General features: G+C 59.4%; 23 protein-coding genes and 1 riboswitch. Of the genes, 9 read left to right on the forward strand and 14 right to left on the reverse strand.

All coding sequences use genetic code 11. From position 1 onward, the window contains the following. Nucleotides 1-80: 80 nt before the first annotated feature. The 5 genes from ACA069_RS23645 to ACA069_RS23665 all read right to left on the reverse strand — a co-directional run bounded on the left by ACA069_RS23645 (nt 81) and on the right by ACA069_RS23665 (nt 9068). Complete coding sequence (locus ACA069_RS23645; RefSeq protein WP_497615336.1) at nt 81-2816, reverse strand: winged helix-turn-helix domain-containing protein; 2736 nt, start codon at nt 2814-2816, stop codon at nt 81-83. A gap of 176 nt (nt 2817-2992) precedes the next feature. Then, the gene (locus tag ACA069_RS23650; RefSeq protein WP_187678019.1) at nt 2993-4357 is read right to left on the reverse strand and encodes a DUF1329 domain-containing protein; all 1365 of its coding nucleotides are present in this window, start codon (nt 4355-4357) and stop codon (nt 2993-2995) included. Between the two features lie 27 nt (nt 4358-4384). Next, nucleotides 4385-6274, reverse strand: a complete 1890-nt coding sequence (locus ACA069_RS23655; protein WP_187678020.1) for a DUF1302 domain-containing protein — start codon at nt 6272-6274, stop codon at nt 4385-4387. 336 nt (nt 6275-6610) lie between these two features. Then, entirely contained in the window at nt 6611-8293 is a 1683-nt protein-coding gene (locus ACA069_RS23660) for a fatty acid--CoA ligase (RefSeq protein WP_489881049.1), read from the reverse strand. Nucleotides 8294-8438: 145 nt separating this feature from the next. Further along, nucleotides 8439-9068, reverse strand: a complete 630-nt coding sequence (locus tag ACA069_RS23665; RefSeq protein ID WP_187678022.1) for a LysE family translocator — start codon at nt 9066-9068, stop codon at nt 8439-8441. 91 nt (nt 9069-9159) lie between these two features. Between ACA069_RS23665 and ACA069_RS23670 the strand changes: the two genes are divergently transcribed. The 3 genes from ACA069_RS23670 (at nt 9160) to ACA069_RS23680 (ending at nt 12004) form a co-directional block, all read left to right on the forward strand. Continuing rightward, nucleotides 9160-10125 (forward strand): 2-hydroxyacid dehydrogenase, encoded by a 966-nt coding sequence (locus ACA069_RS23670; protein WP_497615337.1) that lies wholly within the window; start codon nt 9160-9162, stop codon nt 10123-10125. A gap of 32 nt (nt 10126-10157) precedes the next feature. After that, a complete protein-coding gene (locus ACA069_RS23675; RefSeq protein ID WP_497615338.1) occupies nt 10158-11156 on the forward strand; it encodes a methyltransferase in 999 nt (332 codons plus the stop codon). Nucleotides 11157-11206: 50 nt separating this feature from the next. Next, nucleotides 11207-11331: riboswitch (yybP-ykoY riboswitch) on the forward strand. Between the two features lie 88 nt (nt 11332-11419). Then, nucleotides 11420-12004 (forward strand): TMEM165/GDT1 family protein, encoded by a 585-nt coding sequence (locus ACA069_RS23680; protein ID WP_401271739.1) that lies wholly within the window; start codon nt 11420-11422, stop codon nt 12002-12004. Nucleotides 12005-12198: 194 nt separating this feature from the next. Here ACA069_RS23680 and ACA069_RS23685 read toward each other — a convergent pair whose 3' ends face one another. Then, nucleotides 12199-13017 (reverse strand): M48 family metallopeptidase, encoded by an 819-nt coding sequence (locus ACA069_RS23685; protein ID WP_187678026.1) that lies wholly within the window; start codon nt 13015-13017, stop codon nt 12199-12201. A gap of 262 nt (nt 13018-13279) precedes the next feature. Between ACA069_RS23685 and ACA069_RS23690 the strand changes: the two genes are divergently transcribed. Continuing rightward, nucleotides 13280-15421 (forward strand): methyl-accepting chemotaxis protein, encoded by a 2142-nt coding sequence (locus ACA069_RS23690; protein ID WP_497615339.1) that lies wholly within the window; start codon nt 13280-13282, stop codon nt 15419-15421. Between the two features lie 15 nt (nt 15422-15436). On the opposite strand, the gene ACA069_RS23695 is transcribed toward ACA069_RS23690, so the two are convergent. The 3 genes from ACA069_RS23695 to ACA069_RS23705 are packed head-to-tail and all read right to left on the reverse strand — an operon-like array spanning nt 15437 to nt 16549. After that, nucleotides 15437-16060 (reverse strand): SOS response-associated peptidase, encoded by a 624-nt coding sequence (locus tag ACA069_RS23695; RefSeq protein ID WP_187678028.1) that lies wholly within the window; start codon nt 16058-16060, stop codon nt 15437-15439. A 36-nt stretch (nt 16061-16096) separates the two neighbouring features. After that, nucleotides 16097-16357, reverse strand: a complete 261-nt coding sequence (locus tag ACA069_RS23700; RefSeq protein WP_187678029.1) for a putative signal transducing protein — start codon at nt 16355-16357, stop codon at nt 16097-16099. A 9-nt stretch (nt 16358-16366) separates the two neighbouring features. Further along, nucleotides 16367-16549, reverse strand: a complete 183-nt coding sequence (locus ACA069_RS23705; protein WP_489881046.1) for a CPXCG motif-containing cysteine-rich protein — start codon at nt 16547-16549, stop codon at nt 16367-16369. A 142-nt stretch (nt 16550-16691) separates the two neighbouring features. Between ACA069_RS23705 and ACA069_RS23710 the strand changes: the two genes are divergently transcribed. Continuing rightward, a complete protein-coding gene (locus ACA069_RS23710; RefSeq protein WP_497615340.1) occupies nt 16692-17855 on the forward strand; it encodes a 1-acyl-sn-glycerol-3-phosphate acyltransferase in 1164 nt (387 codons plus the stop codon). Nucleotides 17856-18011: 156 nt separating this feature from the next. On the opposite strand, the gene ACA069_RS23715 is transcribed toward ACA069_RS23710, so the two are convergent. After that, nucleotides 18012-18290, reverse strand: a complete 279-nt coding sequence (locus ACA069_RS23715) for a hypothetical protein (protein WP_095190593.1) — start codon at nt 18288-18290, stop codon at nt 18012-18014. Nucleotides 18291-18481: 191 nt separating this feature from the next. Here ACA069_RS23715 and ACA069_RS23720 point away from each other — a divergent pair, with 191 nt between their 5' ends. Beyond that, complete coding sequence (locus ACA069_RS23720; RefSeq protein ID WP_047296561.1) at nt 18482-18688, forward strand: hypothetical protein; 207 nt, start codon at nt 18482-18484, stop codon at nt 18686-18688. Between the two features lie 263 nt (nt 18689-18951). Here the strand turns inward: ACA069_RS23720 and ACA069_RS23725 are convergent, their stop codons facing one another. Then, the gene (locus ACA069_RS23725) at nt 18952-19536 is read right to left on the reverse strand and encodes a YajG family lipoprotein (protein ID WP_007912832.1); all 585 of its coding nucleotides are present in this window, start codon (nt 19534-19536) and stop codon (nt 18952-18954) included. Between the two features lie 205 nt (nt 19537-19741). Here ACA069_RS23725 and ACA069_RS23730 point away from each other — a divergent pair, with 205 nt between their 5' ends. Both ACA069_RS23730 and mqo read left to right on the forward strand, forming a co-directional pair. Continuing rightward, nucleotides 19742-19975 (forward strand): hypothetical protein, encoded by a 234-nt coding sequence (locus ACA069_RS23730; protein WP_187678031.1) that lies wholly within the window; start codon nt 19742-19744, stop codon nt 19973-19975. Nucleotides 19976-20681: 706 nt separating this feature from the next. Further along, nucleotides 20682-22190: a malate dehydrogenase (quinone) gene (gene mqo, locus ACA069_RS23735; protein ID WP_187678032.1), complete on the forward strand. Its 1509-nt coding sequence runs from the start codon at nt 20682-20684 to the stop codon at nt 22188-22190. 67 nt (nt 22191-22257) lie between these two features. Here mqo and ACA069_RS23740 read toward each other — a convergent pair whose 3' ends face one another. The 3 genes from ACA069_RS23740 to ACA069_RS23750 all read right to left on the reverse strand — a co-directional run bounded on the left by ACA069_RS23740 (nt 22258) and on the right by ACA069_RS23750 (nt 23777). After that, the gene (locus ACA069_RS23740) at nt 22258-22545 is read right to left on the reverse strand and encodes a PA4642 family protein (RefSeq protein ID WP_187678033.1); all 288 of its coding nucleotides are present in this window, start codon (nt 22543-22545) and stop codon (nt 22258-22260) included. Nucleotides 22546-22607: 62 nt separating this feature from the next. Continuing rightward, nucleotides 22608-23087, reverse strand: coding sequence for a hypothetical protein (locus ACA069_RS23745; RefSeq protein ID WP_401271800.1), 480 nt, complete (start codon nt 23085-23087; stop codon nt 22608-22610). A gap of 132 nt (nt 23088-23219) precedes the next feature. Further along, entirely contained in the window at nt 23220-23777 is a 558-nt protein-coding gene (locus ACA069_RS23750; RefSeq protein WP_016987197.1) for a hypoxanthine-guanine phosphoribosyltransferase, read from the reverse strand. A 177-nt stretch (nt 23778-23954) separates the two neighbouring features. On the opposite strand from ACA069_RS23750, the gene upp reads away from it, so the two are divergent. After that, entirely contained in the window at nt 23955-24593 is a 639-nt protein-coding gene (gene upp / locus ACA069_RS23755) for a uracil phosphoribosyltransferase (RefSeq protein WP_305439755.1), read from the forward strand. The last annotated feature ends 1 nt before the right edge of the window (nt 24594 follow it).

The following is a 24594-nucleotide window of genomic DNA, read 5'->3' on the forward strand; positions in this document are numbered from 1 at the left end:
TGCAGGATGGACCGGGAACCACAAAACAAGCACCCCGACTGGTTCGGGGCGTTTTTTTTTCGGGCGTGCTGCGGGTTCGTTCAACTCAGTACGCCGAGCTCCTTGGCGCGCGCCACGGCCTGCGTACGCCGCTCAACTCCCAGTTTGCTGTTGATATGGCTGGCGTGGGTTTTCACCGTGTGCAGCGAAATAAACAGTTGCTCGCTGATTTCCTGATTCGAACACCCCTGAGCAATCAACCGCAGGACTGCGAGCTCTCGACTGCTCAACTGCTCTGTTGCTGAACACTCAACGGTGGGGCGTACCTCGGTCACCGGAAAATGCTCCAGCAATTGTTGTCCGACCGGATGTTGCGAGATCAGCATCAGTTGTCCGCGCAACCAGTGAGGATGTTGCTTGAACAAGCCATCAAAAGGTTGCAGCACGCCGCCATGGGCAGCCTCCAGTGCCTGAACCAGCACCTTGCGGGATTCCGGCTCACGCCCACCCGCCAGCAGCAACACCACTTTCTGCGTCAACGCCATCACACTGAGCAACTGCCGCCCCGTTCGCTGACCGTTTTCATGCAACACATTCAACCGCCCTTCGGCAATCATCGGTTGCCCTTGAGTCATGTCGAGCAGCGCCTGCTGCAACTCAACATGCAACGGCAACTGTGGATGAAATTCCGGTGGCGCCGCTGCACGTTCGCCCGTGTAGGTCTGGCCAAGCCGCGCCAGCCAACCTTCAGCCAGATCGGTACGACCCTGCGCCAGCCACAGTTCGCATTTGACCAGGGTGATCATCGCCAGATAGTAAATCGGCGGCACGTCCCAGATGTGCATCAGGCGTTCGGCTTCGGCGAGTTCGGCGAAGGCCTTGGCAAACTCGCCGCTAGAACCGTCCAGGCGGGCGATCACGCAATGACCGATCAATACGCTGATATCGCGACAGGCTCGCGCTTCGCCAATCCCCGCCAGCAAGCGCACACGTGCGGCCTGCGGCTGCAAGCGCATCGCCAGTAGAAAACCTTCGTACAGCGTCAGCCGCGCGCGCACCGCATACAACCGTTGCGGCGACAGGCCGCGCAAGCGCTCAAGGCCCTGATGCACTTCATCCAGTGAGCGCAGGATTTCGCCGCGCGCCTGCAAGACGCGGGCACGGTCGTAGTGCGCCAATGCTTCGAACAAGGGATTGCCGACGCGTTGCGCCAGCTCAAGGGATTCGCGGTTCAGCCCGCGAGCGCGCCACAGATCACCGTCGGCAATCGCTAGGTTGGACAAGGTCGACAAACACATCAATCGCTGGCCATAACGCTTGGCCGGCAGACTCTCAAGAGCTTCTGAGCAATACCTGAGGGTCAGTTCCCGATGGCCGCGGCCACGGGCAATGATTCCGCTCAGCGCCAGCCATTGCGCCAGCATCGACCTTTGCGCCGTGGCGGACGGCGCCGGCAGGAAACGGCTCAAGTGACTGGACAACTCTTCAGCTGCGTCGAGCTGGCAGGCCAGCCCCAGCGCCCAGCTGTACAAAACGATCAGTCGCGGCGTGCTGATCAGCAGGCTGTCAGGCAAGTCCATTTTCCAGCGCAGCAGCATGCCGACGTTTTGCTCGGCCAGCAGCTGTTCTTCGGAGAGGTTCTGTACCAGATTTGCGGCGACGTCGAGGTGCCCGGCGCGCAAGGCCTGCTCTACCGCTTCGTCAAGCAAGCCCTGGGCATTGAACCAGCGACAGGCGCGCAAGTGCAGGGTGGCGGTCGGCACCATCGCCTGGGCAATCGGCCGGCTGCGCAACAAATCAGAAAACAGATGGTGATAGCGATACCAGTGCCCGTGTTCGTCCAGCGGCACCAGAAACACCTGATGGGCAAGCAGGAAACGCAGGATTTCGGCACTGTCGTGAGCTTCGCGCACGGCGTCACACAGTTCGCTGCAAAAGCGTTCTTGCGGTGCAGTGTCGTAGAGAAACGCCTGCACTTCGGTGGGCAGGCAATCGATGACTTCTTCAAGCAGGTAGTCGCGGATCAGCCCTTCCCCGCCGTTCAGCGCTTGCGGTAATGCCGCGTCGCTGCCGGCCTCGGACACAGCCAGCAGCCAGAAGCGCAGCCCGGCGACCCAGCCTTCGCTGCGCTGAATGAGGTTTTCCAGGGCCTCGCCGCGCAAAGACGTGCTGTGGCGATCGAGTAGCGTCAGGGCTTCATCGTGGGTCAGGCGCAGATCCTGCTCATGCAATTCGAGCAATTGCCGCGAAAGACGTAAACGCGCCAGATGCCAGTCCGGGCGCTGCCGACTGGTGACCATCACCAGCAAGCCATCGGGCAAATGATTGAGAAAAAATTGCAGGCAGCGGTCAAGCACCGGCCCTTGGGCGAGATGGTAATCGTCGAGCACCAGCAGCAACGGGGTTGCCGTATCGAGGTGCAGCGTCAGCTCATCGAGCAGACCGTCGAGCCATTCTTCGAAAGCAAAGGGTTGATGGCGTTGACGCATCTTCAGCAGGCCGAGTGCGCGACTGCCCAGTTGCGGAAAGTAGTCCTGCAGACCTTCAAGCAAGCGCTCGAGAAAGCGTCCGGGGTCGCTGTCGCGCGGGCTCAAACCCAGCCAGAGACTTTGCCAGTGTGCCGGCAGACTCTGGCAGAACTCCACCGCCAGCGAACTCTTGCCGAACCCGGCCGGGGCGCTGACCAGCAACAGTCGTCCACCGAGCCCGGCTTGCAGGCGCTCGCAAAGGCGGGGTCGCAGCACGTATCCGTCGGGTAATGGCGGGCGAAAAAAACGCCCGTCCAGTGCCGCGACGGCAACGCTTGCGGGACCCGGAAGTGGGGACAGATCAGTCATGGCCGGCTCTTGTTCGAATTGCTGTTGGCGGCGTTGCAGATGTCCGCAGACTAGCGTTAATCGAACCGGTTATGAAGGTTGCCGCTACAAATGGCTACAAAAAAGCTACAGACAAAAAAACGCCCCGAACCGGTCGGGGCGTTTTCACGAGGATGCGGCCTCGGATTTACAGCGGATTAGCGAACACCGTCCTGGCGCAGAGCGGCCGGGGTGAAGTCGCTGGTGGTGGCGGTGAAGCCGAAGTCATACGCCTGCTTCTCTTCGTTCTTCATGCCCAGTGCCAGATAGCGGCCGGACTGCAGGTCGTAGAGGGTTTCCAGCGCGTACCACGGCACTTGTTTGTCGTAGTAGTTCTCGGCGTGCGCCTCGGCTACGCGCCACAGTTGACCGCGACCGTCGTAGTGGTCGATGACGGCTGCTTGCCAGGTATCTTCATCGATGTAGAAGTCACGCTTGGCGTAGATGTGGCGCTGACCTTCCTTCAGGGTTGCAACCACGTGCCAGACGCGACGCAGCTCGTAACGCGCAAGATCCTGGTTGATGTGGCCGGCCTTGATGATGTCGGAGTACTTCAGTTTCGGATCGTCGAGCTTGTAGCTGTCCGAGGCGATGTACATCTCTTTCTTGCCTTCAAGCTTCCAGTCGTAGCGGTCCGGCGCACCGTTGTACATGTCGAGGTTGTCGGAGGTCCGCAGGCCATCCGCCGCAGTACCCGGGCCGTCATAGGACACTTGTGGCGCACGGCGCACACGGCGCTGACCAGCGTTGTATACCCACGCCGAACGTGGTTCTTTCACCTGGTCGAGGGTCTCGTGCACCAGCAACACACCACCGGCCAGACGTGCCGGCGCGGTCACTTTCTGCTTGAAGTAGAACAGGATGTTGCCCGGGTTTTTCGGGTCGTAGTCCTTCATCTTGTCGCGGAACACGAACTGGTCCTGGAAGTACACCAGACTGTACGAGCCATTCGGCTGTGGCGTCGCCTGGGTCACCAGACGGGTCACACTGCCGCCGCGATAGCGGGTGATGTGGTTCCAGATGACTTCCACACCGGTTTTCGGAATCGGGAACGGCACGGCGGTTTCGAAGTTTTCCAGACCGTTGCCACCGGACACCAGATTGGTGGTCGTGGCGTTTTTCTTGATCGAGGCGAACACCTCATCCGGCACGGTGGCGCCGCGATGGGACGGATACACCGGCATTTTGAAGGTTTCCGGGTAGCGCTTGAACATCGCGTACTGGCCCGGTGCAAGTTTGTCCTTGTACTTGTCGGCATCTTTCGCGGTGATGGTGAACAGCGGCTGTTCACTGGCGTACGGGTTGGACAGGAAACCTTTGCTGTCGACGCTGCCGGCATTCTTCGGCAGCGGCTTCCAGGCCGGAATCGAACCGTCGGCATTACCGGCCATTTCGGCGCCCATCGGGGTCAGGCTCTTGCCCAACTTGTCGGCTTCGGCAGCAGGCACTGCGGCCATGACACTGGTCGCCAGCAGCGACAGGCCCAAAACACCGGCGTGGAACAGACTCTTTGTTATTTTCATAAATTCGTTCGTCCTGAAATGCAGTGCTTAGAAGTTCACGCCGAAGCTGAGCGCAACGAAGTCGCGGTCATCCACGGTGGTGTACTTGCCGTCGAAGAAGTTGGTGTAAGCCAGGCTCGCGGTGTAGGTGTTCTGGTACTCGGCATCGACGCCCAGGCTGACGGCTTTGCGACCTTCCTCGAAGTTGCCGCCAGGGCCTGGCGAGTAGCCGCTGACGTCGTGCGACCAGGCCACGTTAGGCTTGAGGTTCACACCGGCGAATACGTCGTTGTATTCCCAGATGGCACGACCGCGGTAGCCCCACGACATCGATGTGGTGAAGCCGTCGTTGTCGCAATTGCGGCTGCGGTTGTTCTGCGGCGAACCCGGCCCGGCACCATTGATGGTGCTGGCGTTGAGGATGTTGGCGCAGGTGTTGGTGGTACCCGTGGCCGGCAACTCACCCGGGCCATACACCGGATCGCGGCCATAACGCTTGTCGGACCGGCTTTCCAGCCCGCCGACGTAGGTCGCGCCGACTTCACCGACGAGGGTCAGACGGCTGGCGCCCATGACCTGGTCGAAGAAGTGTGTGAAGGTCGTTTGCAGTTGGGTGATTTCCTTACGCTCGTAGCCATGCAGATCCTGGCCAGGAACGCCAGTGAGCAGCGAAGCGTTGGTCAGCGCGCCGCCCAGCGGACGTACCCCGGCGAACAGGATATCGGTGGAGTTCAGTTGCACCGGTGCGTTCGGGCGATAGCTGATCTCACCGCTCCACGCCGTACCGGTAGGCAAGGTGGTGGAGAAGCTCAGGCCGTAGAGGCGAATGTCTTCCGGGTATTCAATGAAGTAATTCGAGTTACCCGCCACCAGCAGTGGTGCGAGGGCAGCGAACGGTCCTGGCAAAGACGCTGCGGTGTTGTAGACCGACTGTGGCGCACCGGTGGCACTGAAGATCGGCGCACGGCTGTGGTAGTTCATGAAGTACGCGCCGAACTCGGTATCCAGTGGCTCGAACATGTACTTCAGGGACGCGCCCCACTGACCGCTGTCACGGGCATCACGATCAGGGCCACGACGCACCAGAACGCCTTCCTGGTCTACGTTGACACCGTTGGCAGCCAACGGCCCCAAAGCGATGGCCGGGATTTGTGAACGCTTGTTCAGCACCCGCAGGTTGTCGTTGCAACCGTCGGCAACGATGTCCGGCTGCGAGAAGAACGTGCCGCAGTTGTCGACGACGGTCTGGTCCCACTCAAGCTGATAGAACGCTTCGGCCGAGAGGTTCTCGGTCAGGCTCTGGGACACGTAGAACATGTTGACCGGGATCAGGCCTTCCTTGATCTCGGCGCCCGGACGACGGAATGCAGACACGTCGATCGGGTTGATGGAGTTGATGCCGCCGCCGATAAAGGTACTTTCACCCCAGCTCACCACCTGCTTGCCCAGACGCACGGAACCCGGCTGATCGGCGATGGAGTAGTTGTGGTAGACGAAGGCGTCGAGGATCTGCGCGCCGGACGACTTGGCGCCCTCTTTGCGACCCGAATCGCTGATGTCCTTGAACTCGCGGCTTTCGTCCTTGAGTTCAAAGTCGTACCAGTATTTGCCACGGACGAACACGCCGGTGTCGCCGTATTTCAATTCAAGGTCATGGATACCCTTGAAGATCTTCGAAAAGGTTTCGCCACTTTTGAAGTTGGCGTGGCCGTCGTCGGAAGTCTGCGACAGCCCCTGACCGCCGTTGTTGACGCCGATGAGGTTCTTGTTCGGGCTCTGAGTAGACCAACTGGCACCGATCGACAGGGAAGAGTCGAACTGGCCTTCGATTTCACCGACGTTGAAACTGACGCCGAATGCAGGCCCGGCGAGCGAGGAGGCAAGACTGACCGCCAGAGGCAGTTTCGCCCGGCGCCAGAACTGGTTTACTGAGGTCATCGACGCTACTCCATGTGCATTATTGTTATGGCAGTGAGTACTTTTAAAAACGTCTGAAGGACCGGATGCCAACGGCTGTCCGATGTCACTCCAAAAATGCATCGCCCCGTTTTGTGCGTGTGCCCCGTTCTTAAAAATCCTTGAGCGGACTATAGCCAGCAGGTGGTACTGCTTGATCCCTCTAAAGTGTGATTTGCAGCCGCCAACCACTCTGGAACAGTCCTTTCGCCAGTCCGACAGATGTCGGCACGGCAAGGATGGCTGATTTTTTCGATTTCACAAGCCAAGCGCTTGCTTGGTGGGTCTGGCGCGCCGTTTTCGGCGCGCCAGAGACACTTAAAGTGTCGAGAGGAAGGTGCTGTTATTGGCCTGCCATTCGGTGATGTCGAGGCGGATGCGCTTCTTGTCGAGCTTGCCGACGCTGGTCTTGGGAATTTCCGTAACAACAGCGATCTGGCTTGGAATCGCCCACTTGCTCAGGTGCCCCAGTTCGACGAACGGCTTGAGGTGTTCCTTGAGCTCACGTGCCCCGATTTCATGACCTTCGCGGATCACCAGCAGGGCAAACGGGCGCTCGCCCCACTGCGGATCGGCGATGCCCACCACTGCTACTTCGCGTACCGCCACATGACGGCTGATCAGGTCTTCGAGGTCGAGCGAAGAGATCCACTCGCCACCGGTCTTGATCACGTCCTTGATGCGGTCGCGGATGTCGATCACGCCCATGCTGTCGAGCGTCGCAACGTCACCGGTGTGCAGCCAACCGCCGGCCCACAGCTCGGCGCCCTTCTGCGGCTCGTTGAAATAGCCTTCGGTCAACCACGGTGCGCGCAGCACCAGCTCGCCCTGAGTCTCGCCGTCCGCCGGGAGAAAGTTGCCCTCAGCATCGACGATGGCAGCTTCCACCAGCGGCCCCGGCACACCGGCCTTGATCCGATAAGTGGTGCGTTCGTCTTCGGTGCCAGCCATCAACTCATCGTTGAGGTGCGCACATGAGACCAGCGGCCCGGTTTCCGACATGCCGTACGCGGCGGTGAGCTGAATGCCGCGAGCCTTGGCGGTTTCATACAAGGTGCGATTCAGTGCGCTGCCACCAATGACGATTTTCCAGCCGCCAAAATCGTTGCCCTGCGCACCTTTGGCGTTGAGCAGCATTTGCAGGATGGTCGGCACGCAGTGGGAGAACGTGACCTTCTCCTTGCGCCACAGCTCCACCAGAAACTCCGGGTCGTAACGTCCCGGGTAAACCTGCTTGAGCCCAAGCATGGTCGCCACGTAAGGCAGGCCCCAGGCGTGCACGTGAAACATCGGCGTGATCGGCATGTACACGTCGTTGGTGCCGAGCAGGCGCACGCTGTCGATCGAGCCCATGATCGTCGACACGCCCATGGTGTGCAGCACCAGTTGCCGATGGGTGAAGTACACGCCTTTCGGGTTGCCGGTGGTGCCGGTCGTATAGAACGTGGTGGCGACCGAGTTTTCGTCGAAATCCTGGAAATCGTACTGCGGACTGGCGGCGGCCAGCAGTTGTTCGTACTCGCCGACCAGATTTGGCAGATCGGCGGTTTTTTCCGGCAGGTCGGTCAGCAGCAGGGTTTTGTCGACCGTGGTCAGGTGCGGCGCGATGGCCTGGTACAAACCGACGAACTCGCTGTTGACCAGCACAAAGCGGTCCTCGGCGTGGTTCATGGTGTAGAGAATCTGTTCCGGCGACAGACGCACATTGATGGTGTGGATCACCGCGCCGATCATCGGAATGGCAAACATGCATTCCAGGTAACGATGGCTGTCCCAGTCCATCACCGCCACGGTGTCACCGGCCTTGACTCCGGCAGCCGTCAGCACGTTGGCCAGCCTTGCGACACGCTCGATCAGGGTCGGATAGCTGTAGCGCAACTGGTCACGGTAGATGATCTCGCGGGTTTTCTCGTAACGGGCGCCGGACATCAACAGCCGTTTAATCAGCAATGGATACTGGTAAGCCCCATCGGCCGGGGGAATGACGCGAGTCTGCAACATAAGAATCCCTTTTCTGACTGCACGGTGTTAGGCGAAGAGTTTTGTACTCTAGATCGCTTATACGCCAGTCAAATCAGCCGAAGGAATGATTTGCACAGCCGTACAAATGCTAGCTTTGCGCCAGCATTTGCCGCTTTTCTATCGCTCAATGCATCTCGGTAAACGCGATTTTCACGCCGAGAGCGATCAATACCGCACCCATGGTGCGGTCGAACCAATGGCCCATGCGCGCGAACCCGGCGCGTACGCGTTGTTGGCTGAACAGCATCGCCACCAGGCAGAACCAGACGGCCGTCGCGACAGCCAGATAAACGCCGTAACCGGCCTGCACCGATAGCGGCGTGTGCGGATTGATCACCACGGTGAACAGCGACAGGAAAAACAGCGTGGCTTTCGGGTTCAGACCATTGGTCACGAAACCCGAGGTGAAGGCACCACGCGCTGTGCGAACACCCGCTTCCTTGTGCAAATCGTCGGTGACGGTTTTCGCCGGTTGCGCGCGCAAGGCCTTGAAGCCGATATACACGAGGTATGCGGCAGCCGCCCATTTCAAGGCGTTGAACAGGACAATCGACTGCGACACGATCAGGCCGATGCCGAGTAGCGAATAACCCACATGCAGGAAAATCGCCGTGCCGACACCCAGTGCCGTCCATGTGCCCGCGCGGCGACCATGGGTCACGCTCTCGCGCACCACCACGGCAAAGTCCGGGCCGGGGCTGGCGACGGCCAGCAGGTGGATCAATGCAACGGTCAAGAACTCGGTCCAGTACATGGGGGCTCCTTTCGGCCAAGCGTAACGTTTTGTTTCATCTGGTAGGCTCGGCAGATTACGCCTTCCGTACAACGCACAAAAGGTACAGTTGATGACGAACCCGCGCCGCGCCGTATTCCTCGATCACCCTTCGCTGGATCTTGGCGATCTCGACCTCAGCCCGTTGCGCGCCTGCTTCAGCGACCTGCAACTGTTCGCCCAGACCCTGCCGGAACAAGTAGCCGAACGCTTGCAGGGCGCAACAGTTGCGATCACCAACAAGATCAAGATCGACGCCGCCGCCATGGCCGCCAACCCGGATCTGAAACTGATCCTGATCACCGCCACCGGCACCAACAACGTCGATCTCGCAGCCGCCAGCGCCCAAGGCATCACCGTATGTAACTGCCAGGGCTACGGCACCCCGTCGGTGGCGCAACACACGATCATGCTGTTGCTCAACCTCGCTACCCGCCTGTCCGATTACCAGAAAGCCGTCGGTGAAGGTCGCTGGCAGCAGGCGAAACAGTTCTGTCTGCTCGACTACCCGATTGTTGAACTGGAAGGCAAAACCCTTGGCCTGCTCGGGCATGGCGAACTCGGCGGCGCCGTCGCACGGTTGGCTGAAGCCTTCGGCATGCGCGTGTTGCTCGGGCAGATTCCGGGGCGCCCTGCCCGGCCGGATCGCCTGCCGCTGGATGAACTGTTGCCACAGATCGACGCCCTCACCCTGCACTGCCCACTCAACGAGCACACCCGCCACTTCATCGGCGCCCGCGAACTGGCGTCGATGAAGCCCGGCGCGTTCGTAGTCAATACGGCCCGTGGCGGACTGATCGACGAACAGGCCCTGGCCGATGCCTTGCGCGCCGGTCATCTCGGCGGCGCTGCTACTGATGTGCTGAGTATCGAGCCACCGAGCCAAGGCAATCCATTGCTGGCCGCCGATATCCCGCGCCTGATCGTCACGCCGCACAACGCCTGGGGCAGTCGCGAGGCGCGACAGCGCATCGTTGGCCAATTAACCGAAAACGCTCAGGCGTTCTTCAGCGGTAAGGCGCTGCGGGTCGTCAGTTGATAAACTGCTGCACTTTTTTTTGAGGAGCAGTTATGGATCCGCGCAGTGAAGTACTGCTTCGTCAGGCCGAGTTATTTCAGGGTTCACTGTTGTTGGCCGGGTTGCCTGCCGACGATTTGCTCGGGCGCCTGCCCAACGCCTTTGGCTGGTGCTGGCACGCCGGCGACCAAGCCGCGCTCGACGCTCGCTTCGAAGGCCGCAGCCATTTTGGCGTAAACATTCCCGAGCGCGAGTTCGACAGCGCTGTGGTGTTTCTGCCCAAATCCAAGGATCTGACCGATTACGTTCTCAACGCTGTGGCGGCGCGCCTGGCCGGTCGTGAAGTGTTTCTGGTCGGGGAAAAACGCAGCGGCATCGAAGGCGCGTCAAAACAGCTCAACCCGTTCGGCAAGCCCCGTAAACTCGACAGCGCACGTCACTGCCAACTGTGGCAAGTGACGGTCGCCAATGCCCCTGAAGCCAAATCGCTGGAAAGCCTGGCGCAGACTTACGAGCTGCCGCTGGCCGAAGGCCCGTTGAAAGTCATCAGCCTGCCGGGCGTGTTCAGCCACGGTCGACTGGATCGCGGCAGTGCCTTGCTGCTGGAACATCTGGACAAACTGCCAAGCGGCCATTTGCTCGACTTCGGTTGTGGCGCGGGTGTGTTGGGTGCTGCGGTCAAACGTCGCTATCCGCACAATCAGGTGACATTGCTCGACGTCGATGCGTTTGCCGCCGCCAGCAGCCGTCTGACATTGGCGGCCAACGGTCTGGAAGCCGACGTGCTGACCGGCGACGGAATCGATGCGGCGCCCATGGGTTTGAGCGCCATTCTGAGCAATCCCCCGTTCCATGTCGGCGTGCATACCGACTATTTCGCTACCGAGAACTTGCTGCGAAAAGCGGCCAAACATCTGAAAAACGGCGGCGAACTACGCTTGGTCGCGAACAGTTTCCTGAAGTATCAACCACTGATCGAAGAGCATCTTGGGGTCTGTGCGATCAAGGCCGAAGGCAATGGCTTCCGGATTTACCGGGCCAAACGCGGCTGAAGTTTCTTTTCAAAAAGAGGCTTGCTCTATCGGATTTGCCTAGGCAGAATCCGCTCCGTCCTAGGGGAGTAGTCTCCCACGAGCGCCAAGCTCGTCCGGCATACGTCAACATACTTGATCCTCAGATCATGGCGTATGCGACCCAAGCGTCCGCACCAGACGGATCGCAGGGTTTGACAAGACCTATGACACGCACACCTTACCCGGGGCGGGAAGGCTGTACGTGTCATAGCCGTGTCGACCCGCCCCTTAGGAAAATCCTGATGCTGGACTCGTTACTCGTTCCCACCGCAATCGTTGCCTTGGCCGAAATCGGCGACAAGACGCAACTGCTCGCGCTGATTCTCGCCGCTCGCTTCCGCAAACCCTGGCCGATCATTGCCGGGATTGTCGCCGCGACCCTGGCCAACCACGCAGCAGCCGGCGCGGTCGGTGCCTGGTTCGGCAGTTTCTTCTCGGATTCGGTGCTGCACTGGATTCTCGCCGCGAGCTTCGCTGCCACAGCGCTGTGGACACTGGTCCCGGACAAGATGGATGACGATGAAGCGAGCACTGCGCGCAAATTCGGGCCATTCCTGACCACGCTGATCGCGTTTTTCCTGGCGGAAATGGGCGACAAGACTCAGGTGGCTACCGTCATGCTGGCCGCGCAGTATCCTGAGTTGTGGCTAGTGATTATCGGCACCACCCTGGGCATGTTGATTGCCAACGTGCCGGTGGTATTGGCGGGTAACTTTGCCGCAGACAAACTGCCGTTGACCCTGATTCGTCGCCTGGCGGCTTCGGCGTTCCTGATTCTGGCGATCGTTGCGGTGTACAAGGCGATGCAGAGCAGTGGCTGGGTTTAAACCGGCCTCCTGATCTGACACTGACCTGTGGTGAGGGGATTTATCCCCGATGGGCTGCAAAGCAGCCCCAAAACCTTTACATGCGGCATGTCTGACATTCTGAGACAGCGGGTTTTGGGGGCGCTGCGCACCCCATCGGGGATAAATCCCCTCGCCACAATGAAATCCAATCAACCACAGAAACTGCGGCAGTCTCAGGACTTCGGTGCTTTCTCGTACAGCGGCATGACTTTCGGAATCGCCGCCTGCAACGAAGCAATACGGCTGGTCGACGCCGGGTGAGTGCTCATGAACTCCGGTGGCGAACCTTCCGAGGCCTTGCTCATCTTGTTCCACAGGGTGATCGCCGCGTTCGGGTTGTATCCGGCACGGGCGGCCAGTTCCAGCCCGATCAGGTCGGCTTCGTTTTCGTTGGCACGGCTGTTAGGCAAGGTCATGCCGTAGTTGGCCACGGTGTCGGCCAGCGCCAGGCTGTCCTGACCCAAGCCAAACAAAGCACCCGCACCCTGCTTGGCCATCTCCATACCGTATGCCTTGGACATCGCTTCACGACCATGCTCGCGCAAGGCGTGGGCGATTTCATGGCCCATGACTGCGGCGATTTCATCGTCGGTCAGTTTCAGGCTGTCGATCAGCCCGGTGTAGAAAATGATCTTGCCGCCAGGGCCGCAGTTGGCGTTGAGCTCATCGCTCTTGATCAGATTGACTTCCCATTTCCACTGAGCGGCATCCGGACGGAAGTTCGGCGCCTGGGCGATCAGGCGGTTGGCAATGGCCTGAACACGCTTGGCTTCAGGGCTAGTCTTGTCCAGCACGCCTTTGCTCGATGCTTCGCCGACGGTCTTCTGATACGACTGGGCATACATCTGGTCGACCTCTTGCGAGGACAGCATGCTGAACATGTACTGCTTGCGCTCCACGCCCACGGCGCCGCCGCTGGTGGTGTTGACCGACTGACAACCGGCCAGCAACAGCGCTGCGCTCAGTGCACTTACAACCAATGTCTTGTTCATTAAAAAGCTCCCTGAAAACCTGTCGCGTATCGTAGGCGGGTAATTGTATCGGCGCCAGATACAACGGACGTGTTGCACCGACTTTCAGAAGTTTCCCACCCGCGCTGTCGTAAAAAATTCACAGCGACCGGCAAGCCCCGGCAACTACGTCGCATACCGATCCATTTGCGACATCCCCGCCTGATCACGCCTTGCACCACTCATGGCTCATTGCCCGCGGCCGATACAACAGCGCAGACGTCCTCTTGCGTGCGGAGCTCCCATGAAGTTCAAGTCGATCCAGTTTTCCGTCGCCGCTCTGGCCGGCGCCATCGTTCTCAGCGTGGTCGCCGCGCTGGTGTTATATGCGCTGTTCTCCGGCGCCCGCACCCAAGAGATGGTGCAGCAGCGCACCCAGGCCCAGTTCGAGCAAGTCATCGAACAGCGCCTGACTTCGCTGGCGCAGACCCAGGTCAGCCAGATCCAGCGCGAACTCGAAGCGCCGTTGTTGATTGCCGGAGGGCTGGTGCGGGTCAATGCCCTGCTCGGCGCGCCGGGTGCCGATGGCCAGCCGCGACTGACCGTCAGCCGTGAGCAACTGATCAGCCTGATCAAGGAAAACGTCGAAAAGAACCCGAAGATTCTGGGTACTTACATCGGCTGGGAAAAAAACGCTCTGGACCACAATGACGCAGCCTACGTCGGCACTAGCGTAGTCGGTATCGATTCGGCCAACGGGCGCTTCCTGCCATGGTGGTTCCGCAATGACGACGGCACCCTGGGCCTGGACAAACTGGTGGACGTCGACGACCAGAAAGTCCTGTCCACCGGCGTGCGTGCCAGCGAGTACTACCTGTGCTCGAAAGAGAGTAAAAAATCCTGCGTGATCGATCCGGCGCCCTACAAGGTCGGCGACAAGATCGTCATGCTCGCCTCGTTTATTGAACCGATCATGCTCAACGGCGCGTTCCAGGGCATCGTTGGCGCCGACCTGTCGGTGAACTTCATTCAGGAAATGCTCCTCGCGGCCAACCAGAAGCTGTACAGCGGCGCCGGGCAAATGGCCCTGGTCGGCAGCAACGGGCGGATCGTTGCCTACACCAAGGACCCGAGCAAATTCGGCGAGAAGGTCAGCGACATTCTCGACGCCGAGCAGATCGCCAACATGGCCAATCTCAAGCGCGGCGAAGTCACCTACTCCGTCGACAAGGACAAGGGTCGGATCGAACTGTACCTGCCGTTCGGCATCGGCCAGACCGACGCACGCTGGACGCTGATGCTGCAACTGCCGCTCGACGCGGTGATGGCCGACTTGCAGAAACTGCAGGCCGACCTCGACGCCCAGCGCAAATCCGACACCTTCGGCATGGCCATGGTCGGCCTGATCATTGCCGGCATCGGCCTGCTGGTGATCTGGCTGGTGGGCCACGGCATCGCCCGACCGCTGAAGCAAATGGTCGCCATGCTGGATGACATCGCTCAGGGCGAAGGTGATCTGACGCGTCGTTTGAGCAGTGATCGCAGCGATGAACTGGGCTCGATCGCCAAGGGCTTCAACACTTTCCTGAGCAAGTTGCAGGCGATGATCACGCAAGTGGTGACGTCGGTGCAGAGCGTCAGTGATTCTTCCGAACACACGGCCGACATCGCGATTCGCACCAACATCGGCATACAGAAACAAATGGCCGAGATCGAGCAGGTCGCCACTGCCGTGCACGAAATGACGGCTACCGCGCAGGACGTCGCGCGCAATGCGACCCAGGCTGCGCAAGCTGCCAGCCATGCCGATCAGGCCGCCAGCCAGGGCATGCAGATCGTCCGTGATACTTCGAATTCGATTGGCGTGCTAGCTGTGGAAATCGGCAAGGCTGTGGATGTAGTGCAAACACTGGCCAAGGACAGCGAAAACATCAACGCGATCCTTACCGCGATTCGCGGGATTGCCGAGCAAACCAACCTGTTGGCGCTTAACGCGGCCATCGAGGCGGCGCGCGCCGGGGAACAGGGTCGTGGCTTTGCCGTGGTCGCGGACGAAGTGCGCAATCTGGCGCAGAAGACCCAGAAAGCCACCGAAGAAATCCAGTCCATGATTCAGCAACTGCAACAAGGCACCCGCGACGTGGTGCGGGTCATGGAAGACAGCCAGAATCGCACCGACGAAAGCGTGCAGCACGCGGCAAAAGCGGCCGAGGCGCTGGAGACGATTACTCAGGCGGTATCGGTGATCAATGACATGAACACGCAGATTGCCAGTGCGGCCGAGGAGCAGAGTGCGGTCGCCGATGACATCAACCGCAACGTGATCAATATCGGACAAGTGGCCAATGAAGTGGCGGGCGGCGCGGATGAATCGAGTTCGGCGAGCGCCGACCTGACCAAATTGGCGGAGCAGCAGCGACGGTTGATCAACCAGTTCAAGGTCTGAAAAACGAAGAGCCCCTCACCCCGGAGTCAAACATTCCGGTCCATTCAGCTTCGGATCATTCACCAGATTCGCCAACACCCGCTCGCGCAACGCGGCGGGTTCACTGGCCAGCAGCGCCTGCAAGGTATGCAGCGGCGTCTCGGGATCGAGCCAGGCCGCCTGCCCCGCCTCATCCAGAATCAACGGTCGTCGCTGACTGGCCGCTGACTGAGTGATCACCGCCGTGCTCAGCCACACCTGCTCCTGCACCGGATACGCTTCCCAGATCGCCGCAAAAAACAGCGAAGAGCCCTCACCCGGCGTCAGCCAGTACGGGCGCTTGCGCTGGGTCCCGCGCCATTCATAAAAACCGTTGGCCGGCAGCAGGCAACGACGCAGACGCAAGGCTTCACGAAACATCGGCTGCTCGGCCACCGTTTCCGCCCGGGCGTGGGCCGGGGTACGCGACAGATCGGTCAGCCACGGCGGCGTCAGCCCCCAGCGCGCACGGGCCAGAGTGCGTTCGCCATCTTCACCGGCACGCAGCATCAACACCGAATCGTTGGGGGAAATGTTCCACTGCGCCAGTTGATCGGCAGGAAAACCTGGCAGCGCCGCGAAGTCGCGGTTCCAGCGAAACAGGGCATAACGTCCGCACATGGGGCAACACGACTCACAAATAAAACGAACGTCAGCCTAACAGACCAACGTACCGGGGAAGCTCTCCGGTTCATCGCCGGGTAGCGGCAGCGCGGCATTGTACGCGGTGATCAGCTCAAGGGCGTATTCGGCCTTATCATTGTCGACCGACAGCCCCAACAGGCCAAAGATCGGCAACTCGCCCGTGCCGCCGAGCAGATCCCGCCCCATCAGGTGCGCCTCGATGCCTTCGCTGGCAAGCATGCCCTTGAGCATCTCGCCTTCCATCAGGTTTTCCGGCTCGTAGATTCGCTGCATGGGCGCCCCTCATTCGTTTTCGCTAAGTACATCGAGCATCCATTCAATACCGTCAGTTTGCAGCTTGAATATGATCGGTTTACAGCATACCGGGCAGTCCTCGGTGTACTTCTGATCTCCTCCGGACAAATCCAGAACCGCTTCGCACCTTTCCCCACAATATGGACATTCATAATGCTCGGTTTCCAGCATCGCGGTCTCCCAGGTGACTTGTGCGTATAATCGCCGGTCTATTTGCAGGGCTATTTTTGTCTGGCTACTTTTTCAGACCGTGCCCCGTTGGTTTTCGATCAAAACCTTTACTTACCCTAGCCGTTTCCAACAAGAGAGCATGATGGGCGAATTCGATGCCATCCGACCTTACGACGACAGCGAAGTACCTGCGGTACTGGCAAGACTGCTCGGCGACAAGGCGTTTCTAGATATCCTCACCCACTTCCGCTTCCCGCGTTTTGCCGGTGCCTTCGGCTGGATGCTCAAACCACTTATAGCCCATCGGCTGCGTCGTGAGTTCGCCGACGTGACGTCGGTGGCGACCTTGCAGGACAAAGTCGAGTTCTACGTCGACCACACCATCGAGCGCGCCACCGATGGCGTGACCTATACCGGTGTCGAGCAATTCAAGTCCGGCAGCGCGTATCTGTTCATCGCCAACCACCGCGACATCGTGATGGACCCGGCCTTCGTCAACTACGCCGTGTATCACGCCGGCCTGCCGACGCCGCGTATCGCGATTGGTGACAACCTGCTGCAAAAGCCCTTTGTCAGCGATCTGATGCGCCTGAACAAAAGCTTCATCGTTCACCGTTCGATCACCGGACGCCGCGAGAAAATGGCTGCGTACCAATTGCTGTCGGCCTACATCAACCACTCGATCCGCAACGACTGCGCCTCGATCTGGATCGCTCAGGCCGAAGGTCGGGCCAAGGACGGTGACGACCGTACCGAGTCGGCGATCCTCAAGATGTTCCACATGAGCCGCAAGGACGAACCGTTCGGTGAAGTCATTCAGTCGCTGAACGTCACCCCGGTGTCGATCAGCTACGAATACGACCCGTGCGACCAGGCCAAGGCCCGCGAGTTGTATATCCGCGCCACCACCGGCACCTACGCCAAGGCGCCGGGCGAAGATGACGTGAGTATCGCCAAGGGCATCACCGGTTACAAAGGCCGGGTGCACGTGAACTTTGCCGCGCCAATCACCGAGCTGTTCGAAGACACCAAGCAATTGGCGGTCGAGATGGACAAGCAGATTCTCGGCGGTTATCGCCTGTTCCCGGTGCATTACCTGGCGTATGCGCAGTGGGCGGATGCTGATCCGCAGTTGAACGTGCCGAAGGCTGCCGAGGTGTTCCCGGCGGATGAACTGGCCAAGGCGCAGGAAGAGTGGCAGCAACGGTTGGACGCCTGCCCTGAAGAGCATCGTCCGTATCTGGTGCTTCAATATGCGACGCCGGTGCGCAATCAGTACCGGGTCAAGGCTGGGTTGGCGCTGTAAGCGTCTTCGGCCAGAGACAAAAACGGCGCCTTTGTGGTGAGGGGATTTATCCCCGATGGGGCGCGAAGCGGCCCCAGGTTTCTGCCTGAGAAATCATGGGCCTGCTGCGCAGGCCATCGGGGATAAATCCCCTCACCACAAGGTTTTGCATTCGCTTCAGAAGCGGGTGCTGACCCACGAAATGAGCAACGCCAGCCCCAGGCAGGCAAAGCCGAAGCGATAGAAAAACCGGTTCATGCGCAACGTTGCCCAATCGAGGATCGGCTCGGCGTTCGGCTGCGCCTGGCGCTGGGCCGCAATACTGGCCATTGCGCGTTGTTCACGGCGGCGAGTCGCGTGCAGCAGCCAACTGCCCGGGAAGGCCAGCAGCAGGGCCAACAGATTGATCAATTTGGCGGGATGGGCGGTAAACAGCGTCATCAAATGCAGCGACATCACAGACCTCAAACTTAATCGGTGTGGCAGGCGCCAGACCGACGACTGCGGCGGGATTCTACCGAAACCGGCCCCCGACGCCTCCCTTTTACGACAAATAACCCATCAATCGACCGATGGCTGTCCTGTGTCACGGCTTCGTCATTTACATCGGCCACCATGCGCGCCTCGAAACACACATGGAATGCGACATGCTTCACGCTGAAAACCAGGATCGTCTCTACCTCATCACCCCATCCGACGAACAGCAGAGCCTCGTCGGCAGCCTTGCCTTCAATGTTCAGGATCGCCATTGGCTGGTGTATTGCGCACTGGGCGGGCATCAGCATGCGGATTTGCCCGAGACGGATTTGCTGACTGGGGTCAGCGTGCTCGATTTCTATTCGCAAGCTGCGTGAGTCAAGAGCCCCTCACCCTAACCCTCTCCCGGAGGGAGAGGGGACTGACCGAGATGAATATTTAAGTTACGTCGACCTGAAATATCGAGCCGTACTCAAGCCTTGAAAAGCCCCCAATCGGCTCCCTTCCCCCTCGCCCCCCTGGGGGAGAGGGCTGGGGTGAGGGGGATGGATCTTCCAGACAACCCGAATCCAGAACCTGCACACATGAAAAAGCCCGGAGCCATCACTGGCACCGGGCTTTTTTACATCAGCCGAAAGACTTACTCAGCGAGAACCTGCCCAACAGTCGGGTCCTTGAACAGACGCGTCAACGCATCGCTCAACACGTCACTCACCAGTTTGGTGTTGGTTTCCTGATTCGGCGCCATGCCGAAACGCTGGTCCAGCGATGCGCCGTAACGGCCGCTGTAGCGGCGGTTGGCGTTCTGTACGTCGGAGCGGAAGGTTGCGCCGATCGTGGCTTCGGTCACGTACATGCCTTCTTTAGGCGACTGATATTTCAGTTCCGCCAGGGTCACGGTCAACTGGGGAGCATTCGGCGCGTTGTTGGTCGGGGTAAACCCGAGCAGACGCACGGCGGCTTCAGCCTGAGCCTGCAACTTCGGCAGGATCTGCTCGCGTTGCACGGTGATGGCGCTGGTTTCCGGGTACAGGCCACCACGGGTGCCCAAGGTTGGCGACGGACGACCGTCAACCACACGCACTACCACAGGCTGGCCACGGCCGACGGCTGGCAATTGCGTGGTCAGCTTCGGTTCCGGACTCAGTTGTTGCGGGCTGTGGGCGCAGCCGGCCAGAGTCAAACCGGCCACAGTGATCAAACCGAACAACAGGCGTTGCAACATGCTCTTCTCTCCAGAATCAGGCACAAACAGGCCGGCAGTATAGCGGTGGGCCACTGCGGGTCACCAGCATCGCGAGGTGAATACTGAAATGTCTGACAAACCCTGTCGAAAGCGGTTCCTGTCACACATTCTTCACCGCCCATACACCTTGACGTCACGGGTCGCTGGCAATCTTCAAACCAGTCCTCCAACAAGGTACTCGGCCATGCGTTATCTGATCTCGTTGTTCGCCCCACGCCCGCTGCACCGCAGCTTCGCCCTGCTCGATCGTAACGGCCATTGTCAGGCGTTCAAGCAGTGCAGCCTGCAACCGATGGGCGATGGCTGGGTCGAAATCGAAGAAATCCGCCTGCAGTGGTTGAACCAGCCGCTGCCCGCCAGCGCCCGGGTCGTACCGCGACAAATGCGCGCACGGGCTCAAGTGCAGTTGACCATCTGACCGGACGGCTAATAAAAGTCATTAAACACAACCAACTCCGCGCATTTCTTCGATACAATCTCCCCCCGATTATAAGGACGTCTCCTGATCGGGCCCCGCAACAGCGTCAATGCGCTTGCATCGACATCAAAAATCGCCCACAGAGAGCCGCCCACACAGATCGAGTGAAGTTGGCGCGCTTGCCTGTTCTTCCGGCAAAACCCCGCTTTTCGCGAATCTGCAGAGCTGTCATGACGCTCGGTCACTGAGCTGTTTTGCCTTCATGGGCACGGTGCCAGGCTTCGACAGCCCTTTTTTGAGGTTCACGTCTTCAAAAGAGCGTGAAAAAAACGGGTTTTCACAACTTCACAAGAGTGTGGCGAGCAAATGAATAGTTTTGCGTCTGAACATGCACCATTAGCGTCTGAAACAGCCCAACGACACAGGACCGGGTATACCTCGAATATCGGAGCCTGAAGCCTGTCCGCTACGGATTTGGTTGCACAAAATGGATGTCTCGACCATAAGTCGAATTGCCAGCCGCGCGCTGAAATGAGTTCATGGAACTCTTGAAGCCTGGCCGCATGCATCCATCGAAGTCGCGAAAAATTGCGAAGATTCGGACATGGCGAACTGACCATCGTTACCTGGGGCACCACTGAACTGCCCCTGAACGCCTGGCAGCCATGCCGACAATTTGGTGCTGCAGATTTTGGAGACGCGTTAAATGGCGCATAACGAAGCAGTCGACGTAGTACTGGTTGGGGCCGGCATCATGAGTGCCACCCTTGCCGTGCTGCTCAAAGAGCTCGATCCGGCGATCAAGCTGGAAGTTGTCGAGCTGATGGATTCCGGTGCTGCGGAGAGTTCCAACCCGTGGAACAACGCCGGTACCGGTCACGCAGGCCTGTGCGAGCTGAACTACACGCCGCAGGCTGCCGATGGCAGCGTCGACATCAAGAAAGCCGTGCACATCAACACCCAGTTCGAAGTGTCCAAGCAGTTCTGGTCGTACCTGACCAAGAAAGGCACCTTCGGCTCGTGCAAGTCCTTCATCAGCCCGGTGCCGCACCTGAGTTTTGTCCAGGGTGACAAAGGCGTTTCGTTCCTCAAGGAACGCTTTGACGTGTTGAGCAAGCACCACGCTTTCTCCGACATGGAATACACCGAAGACAAAGCCAAGATGGCCGAGTGGATGCCGCTGATGATGCCGGGCCGCTCGCCGGACGAAGTGCTCGCTGCCACCCGCGTGATGAACGGCACCGACGTCAACTTCGGCGCCCTGACCAATCAGTTGCTCAAGCACCTGACCAGCGCACCCGACGCCCAGGTCAAATACTGCAAGCGCGTGACTGGCCTCAAGCGTAACGGCAACGGCTGGACCGTCAGCATCAAGGACGTCAACAGCGGCAGCAGCCGTGAAGTCGACGCCAAATTCGTCTTCCTCGGCGCCGGTGGCGCGGCACTGCCGTTGCTGCAAGCCTCTGGAATCGAAGAAAGCAAAGGCTTCGGCGGCTTCCCGATCAGCGGCCAGTGGCTGCGTTGCGACAACCCGGACGTGGTCAAACACCACCAGGCCAAAGTCTACAGCCAGGCCGCCGTGGGTTCGCCGCCGATGTCGGTGCCGCACCTGGACACCCGCGTGGTCGATGGCAAGAAATCCCTGCTGTTCGGGCCATACGCCGGTTTCACCACCAAGTTCCTCAAGCACGGCTCCTTCATGGATCTGCCGATGTCGGTTCGCGCCGGCAACATCGGGCCGATGCTGGCGGTGGCGAAAAACAACATGGACCTGACCAAGTACCTGGTCAGCGAAGTGATGCAGTCGATGGAGCAGCGTCTGGAATCCCTGCGCCGTTTCTACCCTGAAGCGAAAGCCGAAGACTGGCGCCTGGAAGTGGCCGGCCAACGGGTGCAGATCATCAAGAAAGACCCGAAAAAGGGCGGCATCCTGCAATTCGGTACCGAACTGGTGGCTGCGAAGGACGGTTCCCTCGCTGCTCTGCTCGGCGCATCCCCAGGTGCCTCGGTAACCGTTTCGATCATGCTGGAACTGATCGAGAAGTGCTTCCCGGGCAAGGCCAAGGCTGAATGGGCTGGCAAACTGGCCGAAATCTTCCCGGCCCGTGAAAAAGTACTGGAAACCGATGCTGCGCTGTATCGCAAGATCAACACGCAGAACAACATCGCACTGGAACTGGTTGAAGAAAGCAGCGAGACCCCAAGCTACGCTTGATCTAGCGGCATAAAAAACGCCCCGTACTCAGTGAGTGCGGGGCGTTTTTTTATGCCTTGAGAAAACCTTAGCCGCGGCTTTTTTCGATCAGCTCGATGTAGTCCGGGGCGTTTCGCTGATCCTTGATCACCTCAACGAAAGTCTGGCCCTGCTCATCCTTGCCATCGACGTCGTAGCCAGCGGCAACGAAGAACGTCAGAAACCGCTCGAAGTCATCAATGCGCAAGCCACGATAAGCCTTGATCAGTTTGTGCAGCGACGGCGAGGTGGCGTCGACCGGTTCAAAATCGAGGAACAGCTTGATCTGCTCATCGCCGATCTCGTCACCAATCACTTGTTTCTTATCTTTACGCATTGCCGACTCCAGCTCGCAGACATTTCACGGGCGGGCAGTTTACCCCTGCCCCGCCGCCGGGCTCAACGCGCGCGCACGCTGCCGGTGTGCAAATCGGCCCAGATATGGCCGTTGGCGTAACTGAGGAACTGCACATAGACGGTGTCGTTACGCAGCAGATCCATCACCACGCGGTATTGGGCGAGCGGGTAAAACAGGTTCAGGGTTTTGCTTTTTTCGTCGTAAAGCGGTTTTTTCAGGCTTTTGCTTTCACCATCGAAACTGACCAGCACCTGAGTAATCGTTGCGCCCTTGTTCAGGGACTTGCCCTTGAGACGGATCATCAGCGACGAAGTGACCGGAATTGGCTGCTGATTGGATTGGCGTTGCGCACCGACGACCACCGAATAGTCGGTGACTTGCAGCAGTTGCTGCTGTTCCGGCTCGGCATCGCGAAGGGTCAGGTCATCCGGCGGCAGGAATTGACTGTGCATCGGCGCGGCGGACAGAGGCAGGCTGAGGGTCAGCAACAGGGCGGCAAAGCTGCGGATCAAGAGGCTCATGGCTGGCTCCGGGGACGGGCCGAGCACTCTAGCATGGGATTAAAAGCAAAAGATCGCAGCGTTCCGCAGCTCCTACAGGTTTACATCAATCCCATGTAGGAGCTGCCGAAGGCTGCGATCTTTTGATCTTGCTTACATGCCTTTAACGGCGAAGATCCCGTTGGCGTTGCGCCAGTAGCCTTTGTAGTCCATGCCGTAACCGAAGATATAACGGTCAATGCACGGCAGACCGACGAAATCGGCTTTCAGGTCAGGACGTGCCTTGCGGTCGTGATCCTTGTCGATCAGCACGGCAGTGTGCACTTTGCGCGCGCCGGCGTGTTTGCAGAAGTCGATGATCGCGCCCAGGGTGTGCCCTTCGTCGAGGATGTCGTCGATGATCAGTACGTCGCGGTCGATGAACGAGACTTCTGGCTTGGCTTTCCAGAACAGATCGCCGCCGCTGGTTTCGTTGCGATAACGGGTCGCGTGCAGGTAGGACGCTTCCAGCGGGAATTGCAGATGGGTCAGCAGTTTGCCGGAGAAGATCAGGCCGCCGTTCATCACGCAGAACACCACCGGGTTGCTGTCAGCCAGTTGCTCGTTGATTTGTGCACCGACGCGGGCGATGGCCGCCTCGACTTCAGACTCGGTGTACAGGCAGTCAGCCTCTCGCATGATTTGACGGATATGCTCGAGATCAGCGGACATGGCGCTCTCCGGGGGGGTTGTGGGTGGGGGGTATGGCTGCGAAAAGCGGGCAAAGGTACGCATCTCGCACGGCCGAATCAAGCCTTTATGGACTAACGTACTCAATGTCCTATAGGACATCACCCTCGGATAGATTAATCTAGGCCGGTTTTTTTGCCCGCCGCCGGAGCCTTTCCCATGCCCATCCTCGAGATCCGCCATCCGCTGATCCGTCATAAACTCGGCCTGATGCGCCGCGCTGACATCAGCACCAAGAATTTCCGCGAGCTCGCTCAGGAAGTCGGCGCACTGTTGACCTATGAAGCTACAAAAGATTTGCCGCTCGAATCCTACGATATTGCAGGTTGGTGCGGCACCGTGTCGGTCGAGAAAATCGCCGGCAAGAAGATCACCGTCGTGCCGATCCTGCGCGCCGGCATCGGCATGCTCGAAGGCGTGCTGAGCCTGATCCCGGGTGCCAAGGTCAGCGCTGTGGGTGTTGCCCGCAACGAAGAAACCCTGCAAGCCCACACTTATCTGGAAAAACTGGTTCCGGAAATCAACGAACGCCTGGCCATGATCATCGACCCGATGCTCGCTACCGGCAGCTCCATGGTTGCGACCATCGACCTGCTGAAGAAGGCTGGCTGCAGAGATATCCGCGCCATGGTGCTGGTTGCCGCGCCGGAAGGCATTGCCGCAGTAGAAAAGGCTCACCCGGACGTGACCATCTACACCGCTTCCATTGATGAACGCTTGAACGAACACGGTTACATCATCCCAGGGCTGGGCGATGCCGGTGACAAGATCTTCGGCACCAAGCAGAAGGACGCGTGAC

It is taken from the genome of Pseudomonas sp. LBUM1652 (assembly GCF_059716105.1).

What these genes read in the sequence shown, in the direction of transcription:
- ACA069_RS23675 (WP_497615338.1), top strand. Translation starts at nt 10,158, where the DNA reads ATGGATCCGCGCAGTGAAGTACTGCTTCGTCAGGCCGAGTTATTTCAG.
- ACA069_RS23685 (WP_187678026.1), bottom strand. Translation starts at nt 13,017, where the DNA reads ATGAACAAGACATTGGTTGTAAGTGCACTGAGCGCAGCGCTGTTGCTG.
- ACA069_RS23700 (WP_187678029.1), bottom strand. Translation starts at nt 16,357, where the DNA reads ATGCAGCGAATCTACGAGCCGGAAAACCTGATGGAAGGCGAGATGCTC.
- upp (WP_305439755.1), top strand. Translation starts at nt 23,955, where the DNA reads ATGCCCATCCTCGAGATCCGCCATCCGCTGATCCGTCATAAACTCGGC.
- ACA069_RS23740 (WP_187678033.1), bottom strand. Translation starts at nt 22,545, where the DNA reads ATGCGTAAAGATAAGAAACAAGTGATTGGTGACGAGATCGGCGATGAG.
- ACA069_RS23665 (WP_187678022.1), bottom strand. Translation starts at nt 9,068, where the DNA reads ATGTACTGGACCGAGTTCTTGACCGTTGCATTGATCCACCTGCTGGCC.
- ACA069_RS23645 (WP_497615336.1), bottom strand. Translation starts at nt 2,816, where the DNA reads ATGACTGATCTGTCCCCACTTCCGGGTCCCGCAAGCGTTGCCGTCGCG.
- ACA069_RS23670 (WP_497615337.1), top strand. Translation starts at nt 9,160, where the DNA reads ATGACGAACCCGCGCCGCGCCGTATTCCTCGATCACCCTTCGCTGGAT.
- ACA069_RS23730 (WP_187678031.1), top strand. Translation starts at nt 19,742, where the DNA reads ATGCGTTATCTGATCTCGTTGTTCGCCCCACGCCCGCTGCACCGCAGC.
- ACA069_RS23650 (WP_187678019.1), bottom strand. Translation starts at nt 4,357, where the DNA reads ATGAAAATAACAAAGAGTCTGTTCCACGCCGGTGTTTTGGGCCTGTCG.
- ACA069_RS23705 (WP_489881046.1), bottom strand. Translation starts at nt 16,549, where the DNA reads ATGCTGGAAACCGAGCATTATGAATGTCCATATTGTGGGGAAAGGTGC.
- ACA069_RS23680 (WP_401271739.1), top strand. Translation starts at nt 11,420, where the DNA reads ATGCTGGACTCGTTACTCGTTCCCACCGCAATCGTTGCCTTGGCCGAA.
- ACA069_RS23750 (WP_016987197.1), bottom strand. Translation starts at nt 23,777, where the DNA reads ATGTCCGCTGATCTCGAGCATATCCGTCAAATCATGCGAGAGGCTGAC.
- mqo (WP_187678032.1), top strand. Translation starts at nt 20,682, where the DNA reads ATGGCGCATAACGAAGCAGTCGACGTAGTACTGGTTGGGGCCGGCATC.
- ACA069_RS23725 (WP_007912832.1), bottom strand. Translation starts at nt 19,536, where the DNA reads ATGTTGCAACGCCTGTTGTTCGGTTTGATCACTGTGGCCGGTTTGACT.
- ACA069_RS23720 (WP_047296561.1), top strand. Translation starts at nt 18,482, where the DNA reads ATGCTTCACGCTGAAAACCAGGATCGTCTCTACCTCATCACCCCATCC.
- ACA069_RS23715 (WP_095190593.1), bottom strand. Translation starts at nt 18,290, where the DNA reads ATGTCGCTGCATTTGATGACGCTGTTTACCGCCCATCCCGCCAAATTG.
- ACA069_RS23695 (WP_187678028.1), bottom strand. Translation starts at nt 16,060, where the DNA reads ATGTGCGGACGTTATGCCCTGTTTCGCTGGAACCGCGACTTCGCGGCG.
- ACA069_RS23660 (WP_489881049.1), bottom strand. Translation starts at nt 8,293, where the DNA reads ATGTTGCAGACTCGCGTCATTCCCCCGGCCGATGGGGCTTACCAGTAT.
- ACA069_RS23690 (WP_497615339.1), top strand. Translation starts at nt 13,280, where the DNA reads ATGAAGTTCAAGTCGATCCAGTTTTCCGTCGCCGCTCTGGCCGGCGCC.
- ACA069_RS23710 (WP_497615340.1), top strand. Translation starts at nt 16,692, where the DNA reads ATGGGCGAATTCGATGCCATCCGACCTTACGACGACAGCGAAGTACCT.
- ACA069_RS23745 (WP_401271800.1), bottom strand. Translation starts at nt 23,087, where the DNA reads ATGAGCCTCTTGATCCGCAGCTTTGCCGCCCTGTTGCTGACCCTCAGC.
- ACA069_RS23655 (WP_187678020.1), bottom strand. Translation starts at nt 6,274, where the DNA reads ATGACCTCAGTAAACCAGTTCTGGCGCCGGGCGAAACTGCCTCTGGCG.